Source organism: Aeromonas allosaccharophila, from assembly GCF_016026615.1.
Taxonomy (GTDB): Bacteria; Pseudomonadota; Gammaproteobacteria; order Enterobacterales; family Aeromonadaceae; genus Aeromonas; species Aeromonas allosaccharophila.
Window position 1 is genome coordinate 3,926,073 of the sequence record NZ_CP065745.1, and the last position, 14,597, is coordinate 3,940,669.

Below are 14,597 nucleotides of genomic sequence, written 5' to 3' on the forward strand. Positions count from 1 at the left end.
GGCGGCAGGGGCCGTTGTGTGGTGGCACGGCTTCGCCGTGCAGGACGCGAGGCCGCTGGCCTCGAAGGGGTTTCGCCCGCCCTTCGGGCTTGGGCGAGTGACTTTTCTTTGCGTGGCCAAAGAAAAGTCACCAAAAGAAAGGCCACCCCTGCTTATTCGCCCGACTTACGTCGGGTGCCTTCGGCTCACCTGCTTGTCCGACGGCACGCGGCGACGGGCCATCCATGGCCCGGCGCCGCTCGCTCGACATCCTGTATCGCGGCCTGGACAAACGGGTTCGCCTCGGCGAATAAGAGGGGGAACCAAAACCGTGCCCACCATAACCTCAGGGGGAGTCGTATGGTGCAATTTACTTCGTCCATTGCACCTACGGTATAGCGGCACTATTTTGGTAAGCTTGATAAAACAGTTGTTATTAATTGATACATAGAATTACCAGCTACACCATAAAAAACATTTTCTGCTAGTGTTTTTAGTGTTATTGCTGTTTGGTCATCCGTTACATGTTTCTCGATTTCATTTTTTATGTTCTGGTAGGATTCCGTAGATATTTCATTGTTCATATTGTTACGTAACAATGAAAGTAGTTCTTGCGGTAGTTGACTATAACTCGACATCTGCATTGCAATGTTGTCTTGGTTTTTTGTTAAACTTTGGCATATGACCTGCTGAAGAGATTTCATCTGATTTTCGAGAGAATTTACTCTAGTTTTATAATCATCATTCTCTTCTTTGTATATCATTATTATTTGATTGCTGAATTTTAGCTCCATGGCGGCCATTTCCAGTTTCATTTTCATTTTTTCAACATGATGGCTAGATTCTAGAATATCATTAGGGGATTTTTCTCCAATGACGGCCAAGCCGAATTCAGATAAGGATTTCTCTATTTTCTCTACATTCCCAGAAGGAGTCTCAACGATTAAAAGAACTTTGTGCCCTAATTGTTCAATGCTGACTTTTGCTTCTACGCCAGAATATTTTTGATGAAGAAATTCATTGAAATATGACAGTATTGACAACCCTGCACTGGCTTGGTGAGGCTCGAAAGTGATTGATTTTGAAAGCTTAACTATGTCAAAGTCATCTTTTGCTATCGTTTTGTCAATGGGCAGTTCTGGCAAGCCAGTGACAATTATTGTGACACTCATCTTATCTGATAATTCAGGCTCTATAACCGTACCCATCACGATAGTAGCATTTTTATTTGCGAACTCTCTTATTACATTGCCAACAATTTCAAACTCTTCAATTGTCATATCCATGCCGGCAGTAATATTAACTAAAATCCCTTTGGCTTTTGAGATGTCATGACTCTGTAATGCAGGAGATTCTAATAGCTTTCTCACAGCTAATTCTGCGCGTTCTTCCCCATCTTGAAATGAATAACCGACAGTGCTTAAACCCATGTTCCTAATTATGGTTTTAACATCATCTAGATCAACATTTATCAACCCCGGACGGGTAACTAGATCTATCATTCCTTTTATCACTGCACGGAAATGGTTATTCGAGTCATAGAATAAATCACTTGTTTTACTTAATGAATTATTCTTTAAGTTGGATTCCAAAAATCTATCGTTTTCTATACAAACCAAAGAGTCTGTATGTTCTAATAATGATAAATATGCCTTTTGTGAATGTAGTATTTTACTCCTACCTTCAAAGCTAAATGGGAATGAAAATAATCCGATGCATAATATACCCAGCCTTTTGGCAATCTTAGCAATATATGGAGACACTTGGCTGCCAGTTTCTCCTCCTAAGCCAGATACTAAAAAAACAACATTGGAACCTTCTATTGCCTTCTCAATTTCCTCATCAATGAAATGAACGTGTTCTCTTATTAATATTGACTCACCCTGATTTTTGGTATGTCTGTTTATTATTTCCAATGATGAGTGAATATATATCTTTTTAATGTCTGCTTCTTCTAGATCGTTGGACTTGAATATGTCATCAACAATTTTGCATCCAACGCTTCCAATTCCTAAGACTACTGGGGATACATATTCTTCAGGGGCGTCTAAAAATTCAAACATATATTCATCCTAGAAATCAAACATTCGGGAATTATCGGGTGGATCTTATCTTCATACAAAAAATGGCTTAAATGAAGTCCAATAATAACTTCTGTAATGTATACTACAATACTTGCTGGGTAATACATTGAGTTAGTTCAAGTTTTATAGAGGTCGTGTTGCTTTATTGTGTTGCATTCATATTTATGATTATCCAGATTCGGCAATGTAGAAAAATTTGTAGATGCTGATCATTTTACCTCTCGATAGCGTGACCTATGGTGTGCCTAAATGAAGGCGTAATACAATTTTTCTTTATTTCAGGCTAGCCCTCAGAGCCGCATAGCTACAAGATTCAGTCTGCGGGAACAAGAGCATAGATATGCGCATCAAGGGGCTGGCCATGTAGGAAGATGCGATTTCTTGCCCTGCATTCAAAGGTTGCCCCTGCAGCGATGGCCACAGCTTCGCTGGCGCTGTTGCCGATTCCCATCACGATCTCCAGCCGAAATAGACCCAACTGCTGAAAGCCAAAGTCACGGAGCAGGGCGACCGCCTGTCGGGCGATGCCGCAGCCTTGGCGGGATTGCCGCACCCAATAGCCGATGTTGCCGTAGCGATGATGGGGTGACAGCTGGTTGATACCTGCGCCACCCAGCAGTTGGCCGGTGGTGGCGCAGAAGATGCCCATGTCAAAGGCGCGTCCCACCGCACAATCCTGCTCGCAGCTGGCAAACCACTCCAGCGCGCTCTCCCGAGTAAATGAACGGGAGCTCCAGCTCATCCATTTGCCGACCGTCTCGATGGATTCGTGGGCCGCGCGGACAAGCTCGTCGGCATCGCCCGGTTCGAACGGGCGGATCACGAGTTGAGCGTTGGCAAGGCGCTGGAATGTCATCACTTGTCCTGCTTTTTCAGAAAGTAACTGATATGCCCCGGCGGCATATCGGGCAGCTGGCCAAAGACTTCGTAGCCCTGCTTCTGATAGAAGGGGAGGGCCTGAAAACTGGTGGTTTCCAGATGGTAGTTGCTGATGCCCTTGCTTTGGGCGTACTGCTCCATGGCGCCGAGCAGGCGGCCGCCCCAGCCATCGCGGCGGATGCTTTCGTCGATCCAGAGCCAGTCGACATGCAGCCAGCCCCACTTGATGTCGGCGATGATGCCGCCGTGTACCTTGCCATCTTCATCCTTGATAAAGCTGGCGATCCGCTCGCGCAGATGGGTGCCGGCGTGACCCTTGTTGAAGCCCGAGAGACCAATGCGCAGCGCTTCGATCTCATCGTCCCGAGGCGGTTGGGGTGGGGTTAGTTGCATATGGGCTCCTGCGGTATGGGTTGTGGCGGCGTCAAAGGGTTAAAGCAATACCCGTTTGGGTTCACTTCGGTCAAGTTGTCTGGTCGGCCGCCGCCTGCGTACATGGCTGGCGGCCAGTCCATCTCCCTTGCGACTTGCATCACCCCCCTTGCATCACCCCATAGTGAGGCGCAGACTGTTTGGCCTTGTTTTTATGCGATTCGATTCAAGGCAACCATCATGACTCCTGCCATCAACCTGCTGAAGAAGCTCAAAATTCCCCACAAGCTCTACCCCTACGAGTGCGAAGCCCACGACGATTTCGGCAAGCATGCCGCGACCCAGCTCGGGCTGCCGGAGGCGCAGGTGTTCAAGACCCTGGTCGCCCATCACGACAAGCAGGCGGTGGTGGCCATCGTTCCCTCATCCGGCATGTGCAGCCTGAAGCAGCTGGCCAAGGCGACCGGCCTCAAGAAGGTGGAGATGATGAAACCGGCGGAAGCGGAGAAGCTGACCGGCTACAAGGTGGGTGGCATCAGCCCGCTGGCCCAGAAGAAGCTGCTGCCTACCGTGCTGGACGAGTCGGCCCTGCAGTTTGACGAGATCCTGGTGAGTGGCGGCAAGCGTGGCCTCTCGGTCGGGGTGGCGCCGCAGGATATGCTGACGCTGATGAAGTGGATCGCCGCGCCCATCGGCGAAGAGTAGTGCCGGGCACGGCGTGATCCCGCGCTCCGGGCCAGTGTCGGCCCGGACTTCCCCGCCGGTGATCGGGCGCGCAAGCCGCAACTGGCCCGCCCTCAACGGGGGGAGAGCCAGTCTATACTGGGTGAACCCCGTTGTATGAGTTCAGCCATGATCTATCGACTTCTGTTGCTCTGCCTCTGTTTATCCTTCCCCTCTGCCTTGCTGGCTGCGACCCGTTTTACCCTGCTCAGTCCTGAAAACAGTCAGGATATGCGGATGCGTTATTACCGTGAGGTGATGCAGCTGGCGCTGGAGAAGACCCGCCCCGAATATGGTGACTACGAGTTGCTGGACTCCCTGCCGATGAACAAGGCGCGGATGCGGATCGAGGTGCAGGAGCAGGGCCAAAACGCCCTGTTTATTGTCGACAGCTGGCCCTATCAGGGGGAGGCGGTTGCGGATCAGGTGGCATCGATCCCGTTCCCGATCGATATGGGGATCCTCGGCTACCGGGTCTGTTTCGTCGGCTCGGATCGCGCTGCCGAGCTGGCGCGGGTGAACACTCTGGATCAGTTGCGCCACTTCACTCAGGGGGCGGGCACCGGCTGGCAGGATGCGGTGATACTGCGCCACGGCGGGCTGACCGTGCATGAGGTGGATAACTACGAGTCGCTGTTTCGCATGGTGGCGCGCGGGCGCATCGACCTCTTCTGCCGCGGGGCCAACGAGATCCTGCCGGAGTGGCAATCTCATCAGGGCAAGGTGGCCGGGTTGACGGTCGATCGCCATCTGGCCCTCTTCTATCCGCTGATCCATGTGTTCTACAGCAATGCCCACTATGTTCAGGAGCGCGAGCGTCTTGCGCGCGGTCTGCAACTGGCCTGGCAGGATGGTTCCCTCAAGCGGCTCTGGCGTCACCACTTCCAGTCCTCGCTGGTGTTTGCCAATCTGGGGGCTCGCCAGATCTTCCGGCTCGGCAACCCGCTGCTACTCAGGGCGGGTTTTGACTATCGCCCCTACCTTTACAATCCGCAGGCGGATGATTTCGGTTCACTGCCCTGAGCCGGGTTATCAGGTGCACAGGCTCTGATAGAGTAAGGGAGAGATCGTTGCCGCCAAGGAGATGGCCCATGCGCGTATCTGCCCGCATCCTGCTCTTCATCGCGTTGCTGCTGCCCGCCACCGGCAGCGCGGCCCCGGCCTTTACGCTGCGTACCTGCCTCGAAAACAGTGACTCCTACCCCTGGCTGCTGCAATCGGGAGAGGGGATTGTCCAGTATCACCTCAAGGTGGTTGCCACCGCCCTCAGTGCCGAGATCGTGCTGACGCCGCTGCCGTGGAAGCGCTGCCTCTCTCAGGTGAGCAGTGGCCAGATGGATGCGGCCATCAAGATGAGTTACAGCGTCGAGCGGGCGACCAAGGTGGGGGTCTATCCCATGCGCGAGGGCAAACCCGACCCCGCCAAGCGGCTGCTGACCGAGAGCTACAGCCTTTATCAGCTCAAGGGGGGCAAGAGCCAGTGGGATGGCACCACCCTCAGGGTCAAGGGCATGGTGGCGGCCCAGTCGGGATTTTCCATCGTCGACTTGTTGCTGGCGGCGGGGGCCGAGGTGGATGACTCCAGCCGTGACCCGCTGATTATTTTGAAAAAGCTGGTGATGGATCGGGCGCAGGCGACGGCCATCCAGACCGAGGTGGCAGACAGCATTCTGGCGGCTCATCCCGAGCTGCAGGCCCGTATCGAACGGTTGTCACCGGTACTGGTGGAGAAGCCCTACTATCTGGTCTTCTCTCACCACTTCTATCAGGCCCATCCCCAACAAAGCCGGCAGGTGTGGGATGCCATCGAGCAGGTGCGCGATTCTGCTGCCTATCAACGTTACGCCGCGTCGCTCAGAAGCACGCCTCCGGCGGGGGAGTAGGCTGATGGATGCAACTGACCAAAAAGGGGAAGAGACCATGGGGTGGTGGCTGGGGCGGGCGCCCACGCTCGAGGGCTACACTGAAAGTACCCCTTCAGCCAAGGCCCGGTTTATGTCCTCCCTGCATCTGCTGGCCGCCGCGCTGCTCTGTATGTTGTCGCTGACCGGGCAGGCGGCCACCCGGTTTACCTACATCAGCCCGGAGAGCGAGCGGGATCCGCGCACCACCTATGATCGGGAGTTGCTGCGGCTCGCCCTTGAGAAGACCCGCGACCAGTTTGGCGACTATGAGCTGGTCCCCGCACCGCCCATGACCAAGGCGCGCGAGCGGCTCAGCATGCAGCTTGACAGCTACCCCAACCTCTTTGTGATGGACAGCTACAGCAGCACCCGCGAGGGGCTGGGGCTCACCTATGTCCGTTTTCCCATCCATCTGGGCATCGTCAGCTACCGCATCTGTTTCGTCAGCCCACAGCAAAAAGCGGCGGTGAGCAGAGTGACCGACCTCAAGGGGCTGCGCCAGTTCACCTTTGGTCAGGGCAAGGGGTGGCTGGATGTGGATATCCTGCGCTACGCCGGGATGGAGGTAGTGGAGGTGGAGGGGTACGAGAAACTGTTCAAGATGGTAGCGCGGGGTCGCTTCGATCTCTTCTGCCGCGGGGCGAGCGAGCTGCGCAGCGAGCAGCTCACCCACAAGGAGATAGCGGATCTGCTGGTGGATGAGGCGCTGTTGATCTACTACCCGCTGCCCCGGGTCTTCTACACCAACCCCAATAATCGCGAGGCGCTGCAACGGGTCGAGCAGGGGTTGCAACTGGCATGGCAGGATGGCTCGCTACAGGCGCTGTGGCGCAAGAGTTTTGGCCCGGCCATCGCCTTTGCCAAGTTTTCCCAGCGCCGACTGCTGCGGCTGGATAACCCCTTCCTCGAGGGGATTAGCTTCGATTACCGCCCCTACTTCTACAATCCGCAGACCGATCGCTTCGGCGATTATTGAGGCGCCTGCCGCGTGCGACAGAGGGCCAGCCAGGCCTCGGCGGTGCGCGACAGATAGCGCTCGCTCGGCCAGATCACCCCGAGTCTCCAGCTCAGTTCGGGCTCCAGCGGCCGCAGCACCAACCCATCGGGCGTCAGCCGGTTGCAGACCGGCTCCGGCAAGAAGGCGACCCCCATGCCGCTGCGTACCATGGCGGTGAGAAAATCCCACTGGCTGCTGCGCGCCGCCACCTGCGGCACAAAGCCCGCCTCCTGACACGCCTGCTCCAGCCGCTCGCTCAGGGTAAACGCTTGGGTATAGAGCAGGAAGGGCTCCTCCTGCAGGGACTCCAGCCGCAGCGGCGCATCGCCGCGCCAGCGCGGTTGATCCGGCAGCACCACCCTAATCGGGTATTGATCCAGCTCGAGCGCGCTGAGGGCGCCCCCCTCTTTGGTCGGCAGCATGGTGATGGCGAGATCCAGCTCCCCCTCCAGCACCGCCTGTTCGATGCGGCGACCGCCATACTCCACCAGCGTCAGCTCCACTTTGGGATAGCGGGTGCGGTAGGCGCGGATCAGATTCGCATAGACGTGACCCACCATGGGGGGAATGCCGAGGGTGAGGCGACCGTGTTGCAGGCTCTGCAGATCCGCCAGTTCGGCCTCCAGCTGCTGCATCTCCGCCAGGATGGTCTGGGCCCGGTTGAACAGCACCTGGCCGCTGTCGGTCAGGGTGAAGCGGCGCCCCTCCCGGTTGAGCAGGGGTTGGCCCAGCTCCTCTTCGATATTGCGGATCATCTTGCTGATGGTGGGCTGGGTGACGAACAGCTTTTCGGAGGCGCGGGTGAAGCTTTTTTCCCGCACCAGTTCGACAAAATAGCGCAAGGCGCGAATATCCATGGACTCTCTCGACTCGTGTTGGCGGGTAGGGGGTGAAGTATGCCTATGCGGCATGAATTTGATAATTTTAATTCATTTCTGGCAGGTTTTACTCAACTCTATACTGTGAGCCGGTTCACAGAAAGACGATGATCATGAAAGCCCTCTGCTTGCGCTGGTTACAGACTCCCTTCCAGATTGTGTTGCTGGCCGCCATCTGGCTGCTGGCCGATATCGCGGTGCGCACCCTCCATCTGCCGCTGCCCGCCAACCTCACCGGCATGTTGCTGCTGCTGGCTTGCATCCTGCTCGGCGTGGTCAAGGCGCAGTGGTTTGAGGCCGGTGCCCGCTGGTTGCTGGCGGAGATGCTGCTCTTCTTCGTCCCCGCCGTAGTGGCGGTGGTCAACTATCAGGAGCTGTTGCTGGAGGAGGGGTGGCGGATCATGGTGGTGCTGCTGGTGAGTACCACGCTGGTGCTCGGCACCACGGCGCTGGTGGTGGACCGGGTTTACCGCCTCGAATTGAAACTGGCCCGCCGGAGTCGCCGTCATGTCTGATACCCTGCTCGGGCTGCTCTGCTTCGCCCTCACGCTGCTCTTCTACTACGCCAGCAAATGGCTCTACGGCAAAAAGCGCATCCTGCCGCTGATGCCGCTGCTGCTGGCACCGACCCTGCTGGTGGCGGTGGTGCTGCTGTTCCACATCCCCTATCAGGATTACATGGCCGAGTCCCACTGGCTGCTCTGGCTGCTGGGCCCTGCCACCGTTGCCTTCGCCGTGCCGGTTTACGAGAACCGCCAGCTCATTCGCCGCCACTGGCTGTCGCTGTCGGTGGGGGTGCTCGCTTCCGTCATCATGGCGGTGGGCAGTACCGTGCTGCTGGCCCGCTGGCTGGATCTCTCCGACATGCTGCAACGCAGTCTGGCGATGCGCTCCATTACCACCCCCTTTGCGGTGGAGGCGACCCGCGCCATCGGCGGTCAGAGCGATCTCACCGCGCTGTTTGTGGTGTTGACCGGGGTGATTGGTATGGCGGTGGGGGAGAGCGTGCTCACCGTGCTGGCCATTCGCAGCCGCCTCGGCAAGGGGGCGGGCTTTGGTGCTTCGGCCCACGGTGCCGGTACTGCCAGGGCTTATCAGATGGGTAACGAGGAGGGGGTGGTCTCCAGCATGGTGATGATGATCGCTGGCATGGTGACCGTGCTGCTGGCGCCCCTGCTGGGCCAGATGTTCTGGTAGGTCGAGTTTCCCTTTAGAAGGCGGCTCGTCCCGGCGCTACACTCTAGGGAGCGTGTATTCCCGGGATGAGCAGTATGACCTTTCATCGCCTCGCTTTCTCCTTGCTGCTGTGCAGCCTCTCCCTCCTTGCCGCCCCCCTTTGGGCGAGCGACGTCTTTACCCATATCAGCCCCGAAAGTGAGCGGGATCAGCGCACTCTCTATTTTCGCGATCTGTTGCAGCTGGCGCTGGAGAAGACCCGCGACAGCTTCGGTGACTACGAGCTGCGGGCGGCGCCGCCGATGAACAGGATCCGGCTGCGCCAAGTGCTGCAAACCAACTTCTACCCCAACTTCTTTGCCGTCGATACGCCGCAGCCCGATAGCGGCGAGGCCCTCGACTATGTCCGCTTCCCGGTGGAGCTCGGCATCCTCGGCTATCGCATCTGCTTCGTCAGTCCGCAGCAGGCGAAGGCAATTGCGGGGGTGACCCGCTTCGAACAGCTCAAGCGGTACCAGAACGTGCAGGGACGCGGTTGGCAGGATGCCGCCATTCTGCGGGCGGCCGGTCTGCAGGTGCAGGAGGTGGACAGCTACGAGCGCCTGTTCAAGCTGGTGGCCCGTGGGCGGGCCGACCTCTTTTGCCGCGGCGCCAACGAGCTCTTCACCGAGCTGGAGCAGCATCGGGATGTGGTCGGTCTCACCGTGGAGCCGCACATCGCCCTGCACTACCCCTTCCTCCATCTCTTCTACACCTACAAGGGTAATCAGACGGGGCTCCGGCGCATTCAGGCCGGGCTCAAGCTGGCGTGGCAGGATGGCTCGCTGCAGCAGCTCTGGCTGCGCTACTTCAAGCCCTCCCTCGATCAGGCACGGCTCCACGAGCGGCAGCTGTTCGAGCTGCCCAACCCTCTGCTCAAGGGGATCGACTTTGATTACGACGCCTACCACTACGATCCGGTAACGGGGCACTTCGGCCCTGGCTTGCCCTGAGCCGGAATCAGCAATCAGTGACGTGGCCAGCCCTGCGGCTGGCCTTTTCATCATGCTAATCATGCCAAATTGGCATGTTTTTTATTATTTAAATTCATTTTTTGAAGGTTGTTGCGCTGCATATACTGGGGGTCGCTTCACGGTTTCACGTTTTGCATTTGTCCGGCTGTTGCCTTGCCGATGCGGGCCTGAACCGTCCTGCTGCGGCGTCTTGATGTTCTGCATGAAGGCGTCCATCACTGGGCCGGGATCGATCCCGGCAGGTATTACAGCTGACGGAGCCTTGTTATGTTTAATCCCCACCCTCGCGCCCTGATTGTCGAAGGGGGCGCCATGCGCGGCATCTTCGCCAGCGGCGTGCTCGATGCCTTCGTGGAAAGCCACCACTACCCGTTCGACTTCGTCATGGGCGTCTCGGCCGGTGCCACCAATCTGGTCTCTTACCTGAGCGAGCAGCCGCGCCGCAGTCATCACATCATCACCGAGCTGGCTTGTAGTAGCGACTTTCTCGACCCGTTGCGTTTCGTCAAGGGGGGCGATCTGGTGGATGTCAGCTGGCTCTGGCGCACCAGTCGCTACCGTTTTCCCCTCGACCTCGATACCTTCTCCGCCTGCCGCATCCCCTTCTATGCGGTCACCACCGAGGTGGCGACCGGCGCCGCTGTCTACCTGCCGGTGTGTCCCGACAATATGGACGAAGTGCTGACCGCCACCTGCGCCCTGCCGGTGGTGCAGCACGAGACCCCCTGTGTCGATGGCCGCCCCATGGCGGATGGCGGCATCAGCGACTCGATCCCGGTGATCGAGGCTTATCGACGCGGGGCGCGGCGGATGACGGTGGTGCTCTCCGAGCCGCGCGGTTATCGCAAGAAGCCGGCCCGCTTCTGCTGGATGGTCAAAGCCTTGCTCAAGACCCAGCCCGCGCTGGCACAGGCGATGCTGGCACGGGATGTGGCCTACAACCGGGCGCTCGACTTTATCGAGATGCCGCCTGCCGACTGCGAGATCGAGGTGATCGCGCCACCGGCCGATTTTCCGGTCTCCCGCTTTACCCGCGACGCGTTCAAGCTGGAGTCCGGCTATCTGCAGGGCTACTGGCAGGGACGCCAGAGCCTGCTGCAGGCTCGCAGGGAGGCGCGAGCGGTGGCCTGAACGGCTGATGGGTGCTGAACATCACGTGCTGAACATTAAAAAGGGGAACCTCGCGGTTCCCCTTTTGCATGCTTGCGCTGCGGCAGCGGCTTACAGCATCTGCTTGAGGCGATAGAGCAGATCCAGCGCCTGACGGGGGGTCAGCTCGTCCGGGCGCAGCGCTGCCAGCTCTTCCACCACCGGATGGATCTGCGGGGCGAGAGTCACCGGAGCCGGGCGGCTTTCACCTGCGGCCACCGGAGTGGCGTTTTCCAGCTCGTGCAGTTTGTGGCGGGCCTGCTGGATCACCGATTTCGGTACCCCCGCCAGTGCCGCTACCTGCAGACCGTAGGAGCGGCTGGCCGCCCCCTCCTGCACTGCGTGCATAAAGGCGATGGTGTCGCCGTGCTCCACCGCATCCAGATGGACGTTGGCCAGTCCGCTCATCAGCTCGGGCAAGCGGGTCAGCTCGAAGTAGTGGGTGGCGAACAGGGTATAGGCGCCAATCTTGCTCGCCAGCTGCTCGGCGCAAGCCCACGCTAGGGAGAGCCCATCGTAGGTGCTGGTGCCGCGGCCAATCTCGTCCATCAGCACCAGACTGCGGGCGGTGGCGTTGTTGAGGATGTTGGCGGTCTCGGTCATCTCCACCATAAAGGTGGAGCGGCCGGAGGCGAGATCGTCCGATGCCCCGATGCGGGTGAAGATGCGGTCGATGGGGCCGATGCGGGCGCTGTCGGCGGGCACGAAGGCCCCGATATGGGCCAGCAGCACGATCAGCGCGGTCTGGCGCATGTAGGTCGATTTACCGCCCATGTTGGGGCCGGTGATGATCAGCATCCGCCGCTCCCGCTCCAGCCGGATCGGGTTGGCGATAAAGGGATCTGTCATCACCTGCTCCACCACCGGATGGCGGCCCGCCTCGATCAGGATCTGATCCTCATCGATAAGCGTCGGGCAGCGGTAGTCCAGGGTCTCGGCACGTTCGGCCAGATTGGCCAGCACGTCCAGCTCCGCCAGCGCGGCGGCGGACTCCTGCAGATCGCCAAGGTGGGGCAGCAGGGCATCGAGCAGCTCTTCGTAGAGGCGTTTTTCCAGCGCCAACGCCTGAGCCTGGGCGGTGAGCACCTTGTCCTCGTACTTCTTCAGCTCGTCGATGATGTAGCGTTCGTTATTCTTGAGGGTCTGGCGGCGGATATAGTGGGCTGGCACCAGATGGCTGTTGGCGCGGCTCACCTCGATGTAGAAGCCGTGCACCTTGTTGTAACCCACCTTGAGGGTGTTGATGCCGGTCAGCAACTTCTCCCGCTCCTCGATGCGGGCGAGGCTGGCGGTGGCGCCGTTGGCCAGATCCCGCAGTTCGTCCAGCTCCTGATTGAAGCCGTCACGGATGACACCGCCATCGCGGATCAGCACCGGTGGCACTTCCATTACTGAGCGCTCCAGCAGGTCGAGCAGTTCAGGGAAGGTGCTGGCGCGCTCGGCCAGCTGTTGCACCGCTTCGTGCTCGTTGTCCGCCAGCAGGCGCTGCAACTCAGGCAACTGGGCGAAAGCCTGACGCAGTCGGGTGAGGTCACGCGGGCGGGCCGAGCGCAGGGCGAGACGGGCCAGCACCCGCTCCACATCCCCCACCTGACGCAGCAAACCGCCCAGCTCGTCATAGAGGTTCTGCTCGATCAGCTCCTTGATGGTGCTCTGGCGTCCTTTCAGGATCACCCGATCGCGGATCGGCTGGTGGATCCAGCGCTTGAGCAGGCGGCTGCCCATCGGGGTGGCGGTGCGATCCAGCACCTCGGCCAAGGTATTTTCATAGCCTCCGGCCAGATTCTGGGTCAGCTCCAGATTGCGGCGGGTGGCGGCATCCATGATGACGGCGTGATCGGGCTGCTCGAGGCGCACGCTGCGGATGTGGGGCAGGGCGGTGCGCTGGGTGTCTTTCACGTACTGCATCAGGCAACCGGCGGCGCACAGGGCGGTCTCGCTCTGCTCGACGCCAAATCCCACCAGATCCTGGGTGCCGAATTGCTGGCAGAGCAGCTTGCGGGCAGTGCCGAGCTCGAACTCCCACTCGGGGCGGCGACGCAGGCCACGGCGACCCTCGATGTGGTGCAGGAACTCGAACGATTCAGGATAGAGCAGCTCGGCCGGATTGGTGCGTTGCAGCTCCGCCAGCAGGGTCTCTTCTTTATCGAACTGGTTGATGAAGAAGCGGCCCGAGCCTATGTCCATGGTGCCATAGCCGAAGCGGCGGCCATCGTGGTAGACGGCGGCGATCAGGTTGTCCTGTCGCTCCGAGAGCAGCGCCTCGTCGGAGACGGTGCCCGGGGTGATGATGCGGATCACCTTGCGCTCCACCGGCCCCTTGCTGGTGGCGGGATCCCCCACCTGTTCGCAGATGGCGGCGGACTCGCCGAGCTGTACCAGCTTGGCCAGATAGCCCTCGATGGCGTGATAGGGCACTCCCGCCATCGGGATGGGGCTGCCCGCCGACTGGCCGCGCTTGGTCAGGGAGATATCGAGCAGCTGGGAGGCCTTGCGGGCATCGTCATAGAACAGCTCGTAGAAGTCGCCCATCCGGTAGAACAGCAGGATCTCCGGGTTCTCGGCCTTTAGGCCAAGGTACTGCTGCATCATGGGCGTGTGGGCGCTGAGATTGGCGCCGGGAGCGGAGCTTGTGGCGCCGCTGGCTTGGTGTTGTGCGGTCATGTTCTGTTCCAGAAGGGGCCTCTGCGGGCCAGTGTCTGCGGTGATGAGCCTTGAGCTTGATGGCGCCATTCTACACATAAGCGCCGCGACGGGGGAGCGGGTGTTCCGGGGGCGGCTGCTCGGCACGATTGAAGGCATGGCACCGGAGCAACCTCCCATTGCAACAGGCAAGGGCGGTTGCCGTGGCGGTCTGCCGTGGTTGCGGGCGGTGGTAGCGGGATCGCATAATGTGCCTCTTGAGCGGATCAGCAGGAGTCGTGATGAAACTGGATGCAGAGATAGAGCACCTTGCCATTGAGCTGGGACGTGCCCTCGGTCAGCGGGGCTGGCTGGCGGCGACCGCCGAATCCTGTACTGGCGGCGGGGTGGCCAGCGCCATCACCGACATTGCGGGCAGCTCCGGCTGGTTCGATCGCGGGTTTGTCACCTACACCAACGAGGCCAAGCAGCAGATGTTGGGGGTGAGCAGTGAGAGCCTTGAACAGCATGGCGCGGTGAGCGAAGCCGTGGTGCTGGAGATGGCCCGCGGCGCGCTGGCCCACTCGTCGGCCGCCATCAGCGTGGCCATCAGTGGCATCGCTGGCCCCGGTGGCGCCACCGAAGACAAGCCGGTCGGCACCGTCTGGTTTGCCTGGGCCGATCGCAACGGCCGTCACCACTCTCTGCTCGCCCGCTTCGACGGGGATCGTCGGCAGGTGCGCCAGCAGGCGGTGAGACAGGCCCTGTCGGGTCTGTTGGCCCTGCTCAGATAAATTGGGCTTGATACTGTATGAATAGAC

Annotated in this window: 15 protein-coding genes; 9 read left to right on the forward strand and 6 right to left on the reverse strand. The window is 59.1% G+C overall.

Annotation, left to right across the window (positions count from 1 at the left end):
- Positions 1 to 383 precede the first annotated feature (383 nt).
- From I6G90_RS17980 to I6G90_RS17990, 3 genes are all read right to left on the reverse strand, one after another.
- Positions 384 to 2,042, reverse strand: a complete 1,659-nt coding sequence (locus I6G90_RS17980; RefSeq protein WP_197928563.1) for a cell division protein FtsZ — start codon at positions 2,040 to 2,042, stop codon at positions 384 to 386.
- A gap of 334 nt (positions 2,043 to 2,376) precedes the next feature.
- Positions 2,377 to 2,919 carry a GNAT family N-acetyltransferase gene (locus I6G90_RS17985; RefSeq protein ID WP_197928565.1) on the reverse strand — a complete coding sequence of 181 codons (543 nt, stop codon included), beginning with the start codon at positions 2,917 to 2,919 and terminating at the stop codon, positions 2,377 to 2,379.
- Positions 2,919 to 3,335 carry a GNAT family N-acetyltransferase gene (locus I6G90_RS17990; protein ID WP_197928567.1) on the reverse strand — a complete coding sequence of 139 codons (417 nt, stop codon included), beginning with the start codon at positions 3,333 to 3,335 and terminating at the stop codon, positions 2,919 to 2,921. The genes I6G90_RS17985 and I6G90_RS17990 overlap by 1 nt, the downstream gene beginning before the upstream one ends.
- A 219-nt stretch (positions 3,336 to 3,554) precedes the next feature.
- Between I6G90_RS17990 and ybaK the strand changes: the two genes are divergently transcribed.
- The 4 genes from ybaK to I6G90_RS18010 all read left to right on the forward strand — a co-directional run bounded on the left by ybaK (position 3,555) and on the right by I6G90_RS18010 (position 6,917).
- Positions 3,555 to 4,019, forward strand: a complete 465-nt coding sequence (gene ybaK / locus I6G90_RS17995; protein ID WP_005336092.1) for a Cys-tRNA(Pro) deacylase — start codon at positions 3,555 to 3,557, stop codon at positions 4,017 to 4,019.
- A 147-nt stretch (positions 4,020 to 4,166) separates the two neighbouring features.
- Positions 4,167 to 5,060, forward strand: a complete 894-nt coding sequence (locus I6G90_RS18000; protein WP_197928569.1) for a hypothetical protein — start codon at positions 4,167 to 4,169, stop codon at positions 5,058 to 5,060.
- Positions 5,061 to 5,128: 68 nt separating this feature from the next.
- Entirely contained in the window at positions 5,129 to 5,920 is a 792-nt protein-coding gene (locus I6G90_RS18005) for a hypothetical protein (protein ID WP_197928571.1), read from the forward strand.
- A gap of 112 nt (positions 5,921 to 6,032) precedes the next feature.
- A complete protein-coding gene (locus I6G90_RS18010; protein WP_139709818.1) occupies positions 6,033 to 6,917 on the forward strand; it encodes a type 2 periplasmic-binding domain-containing protein in 885 nt (294 codons plus the stop codon).
- Here the strand turns inward: I6G90_RS18010 and I6G90_RS18015 are convergent.
- Entirely contained in the window at positions 6,911 to 7,795 is an 885-nt protein-coding gene (locus I6G90_RS18015; protein ID WP_197928573.1) for a LysR family transcriptional regulator, read from the reverse strand. The genes I6G90_RS18010 and I6G90_RS18015 overlap by 7 nt on opposite strands.
- A gap of 134 nt (positions 7,796 to 7,929) precedes the next feature.
- Between I6G90_RS18015 and I6G90_RS18020 the strand changes: the two genes are divergently transcribed.
- The 3 genes from I6G90_RS18020 to I6G90_RS18030 all read left to right on the forward strand — a co-directional run bounded on the left by I6G90_RS18020 (position 7,930) and on the right by I6G90_RS18030 (position 9,984).
- Positions 7,930 to 8,331, forward strand: a complete 402-nt coding sequence (locus I6G90_RS18020; RefSeq protein WP_182933032.1) for a CidA/LrgA family protein — start codon at positions 7,930 to 7,932, stop codon at positions 8,329 to 8,331.
- Positions 8,324 to 9,013 (forward strand): LrgB family protein, encoded by a 690-nt coding sequence (locus tag I6G90_RS18025; RefSeq protein ID WP_197928575.1) that lies wholly within the window; start codon positions 8,324 to 8,326, stop codon positions 9,011 to 9,013. Before I6G90_RS18020 ends, I6G90_RS18025 begins: the two co-directional genes overlap by 8 nt.
- Before the next feature lie 74 nt (positions 9,014 to 9,087).
- On the forward strand, positions 9,088 to 9,984 hold the full coding sequence (locus I6G90_RS18030; RefSeq protein ID WP_197928577.1) for a type 2 periplasmic-binding domain-containing protein: 897 nt from the start codon (positions 9,088 to 9,090) through the stop codon (positions 9,982 to 9,984).
- A gap of 84 nt (positions 9,985 to 10,068) precedes the next feature.
- Here I6G90_RS18030 and I6G90_RS18035 read toward each other — a convergent pair whose 3' ends face one another.
- Complete coding sequence (locus I6G90_RS18035; RefSeq protein WP_163127431.1) at positions 10,069 to 10,209, reverse strand: hypothetical protein; 141 nt, start codon at positions 10,207 to 10,209, stop codon at positions 10,069 to 10,071.
- 63 nt (positions 10,210 to 10,272) lie between these two features.
- Between I6G90_RS18035 and I6G90_RS18040 the strand changes: the two genes are divergently transcribed.
- Positions 10,273 to 11,136, forward strand: a complete 864-nt coding sequence (locus I6G90_RS18040) for a patatin-like phospholipase family protein (RefSeq protein ID WP_197928579.1) — start codon at positions 10,273 to 10,275, stop codon at positions 11,134 to 11,136.
- Between the two features lie 90 nt (positions 11,137 to 11,226).
- On the opposite strand, the gene mutS is transcribed toward I6G90_RS18040, so the two are convergent.
- Complete coding sequence (gene mutS / locus I6G90_RS18045) at positions 11,227 to 13,818, reverse strand: DNA mismatch repair protein MutS (protein WP_408628287.1); 2,592 nt, start codon at positions 13,816 to 13,818, stop codon at positions 11,227 to 11,229.
- 260 nt (positions 13,819 to 14,078) lie between these two features.
- On the opposite strand from mutS, the gene pncC reads away from it, so the two are divergent.
- Entirely contained in the window at positions 14,079 to 14,570 is a 492-nt protein-coding gene (gene pncC, locus I6G90_RS18050) for a nicotinamide-nucleotide amidase (RefSeq protein ID WP_042657693.1), read from the forward strand.
- Positions 14,571 to 14,597: the final 27 nt, after the last annotated feature.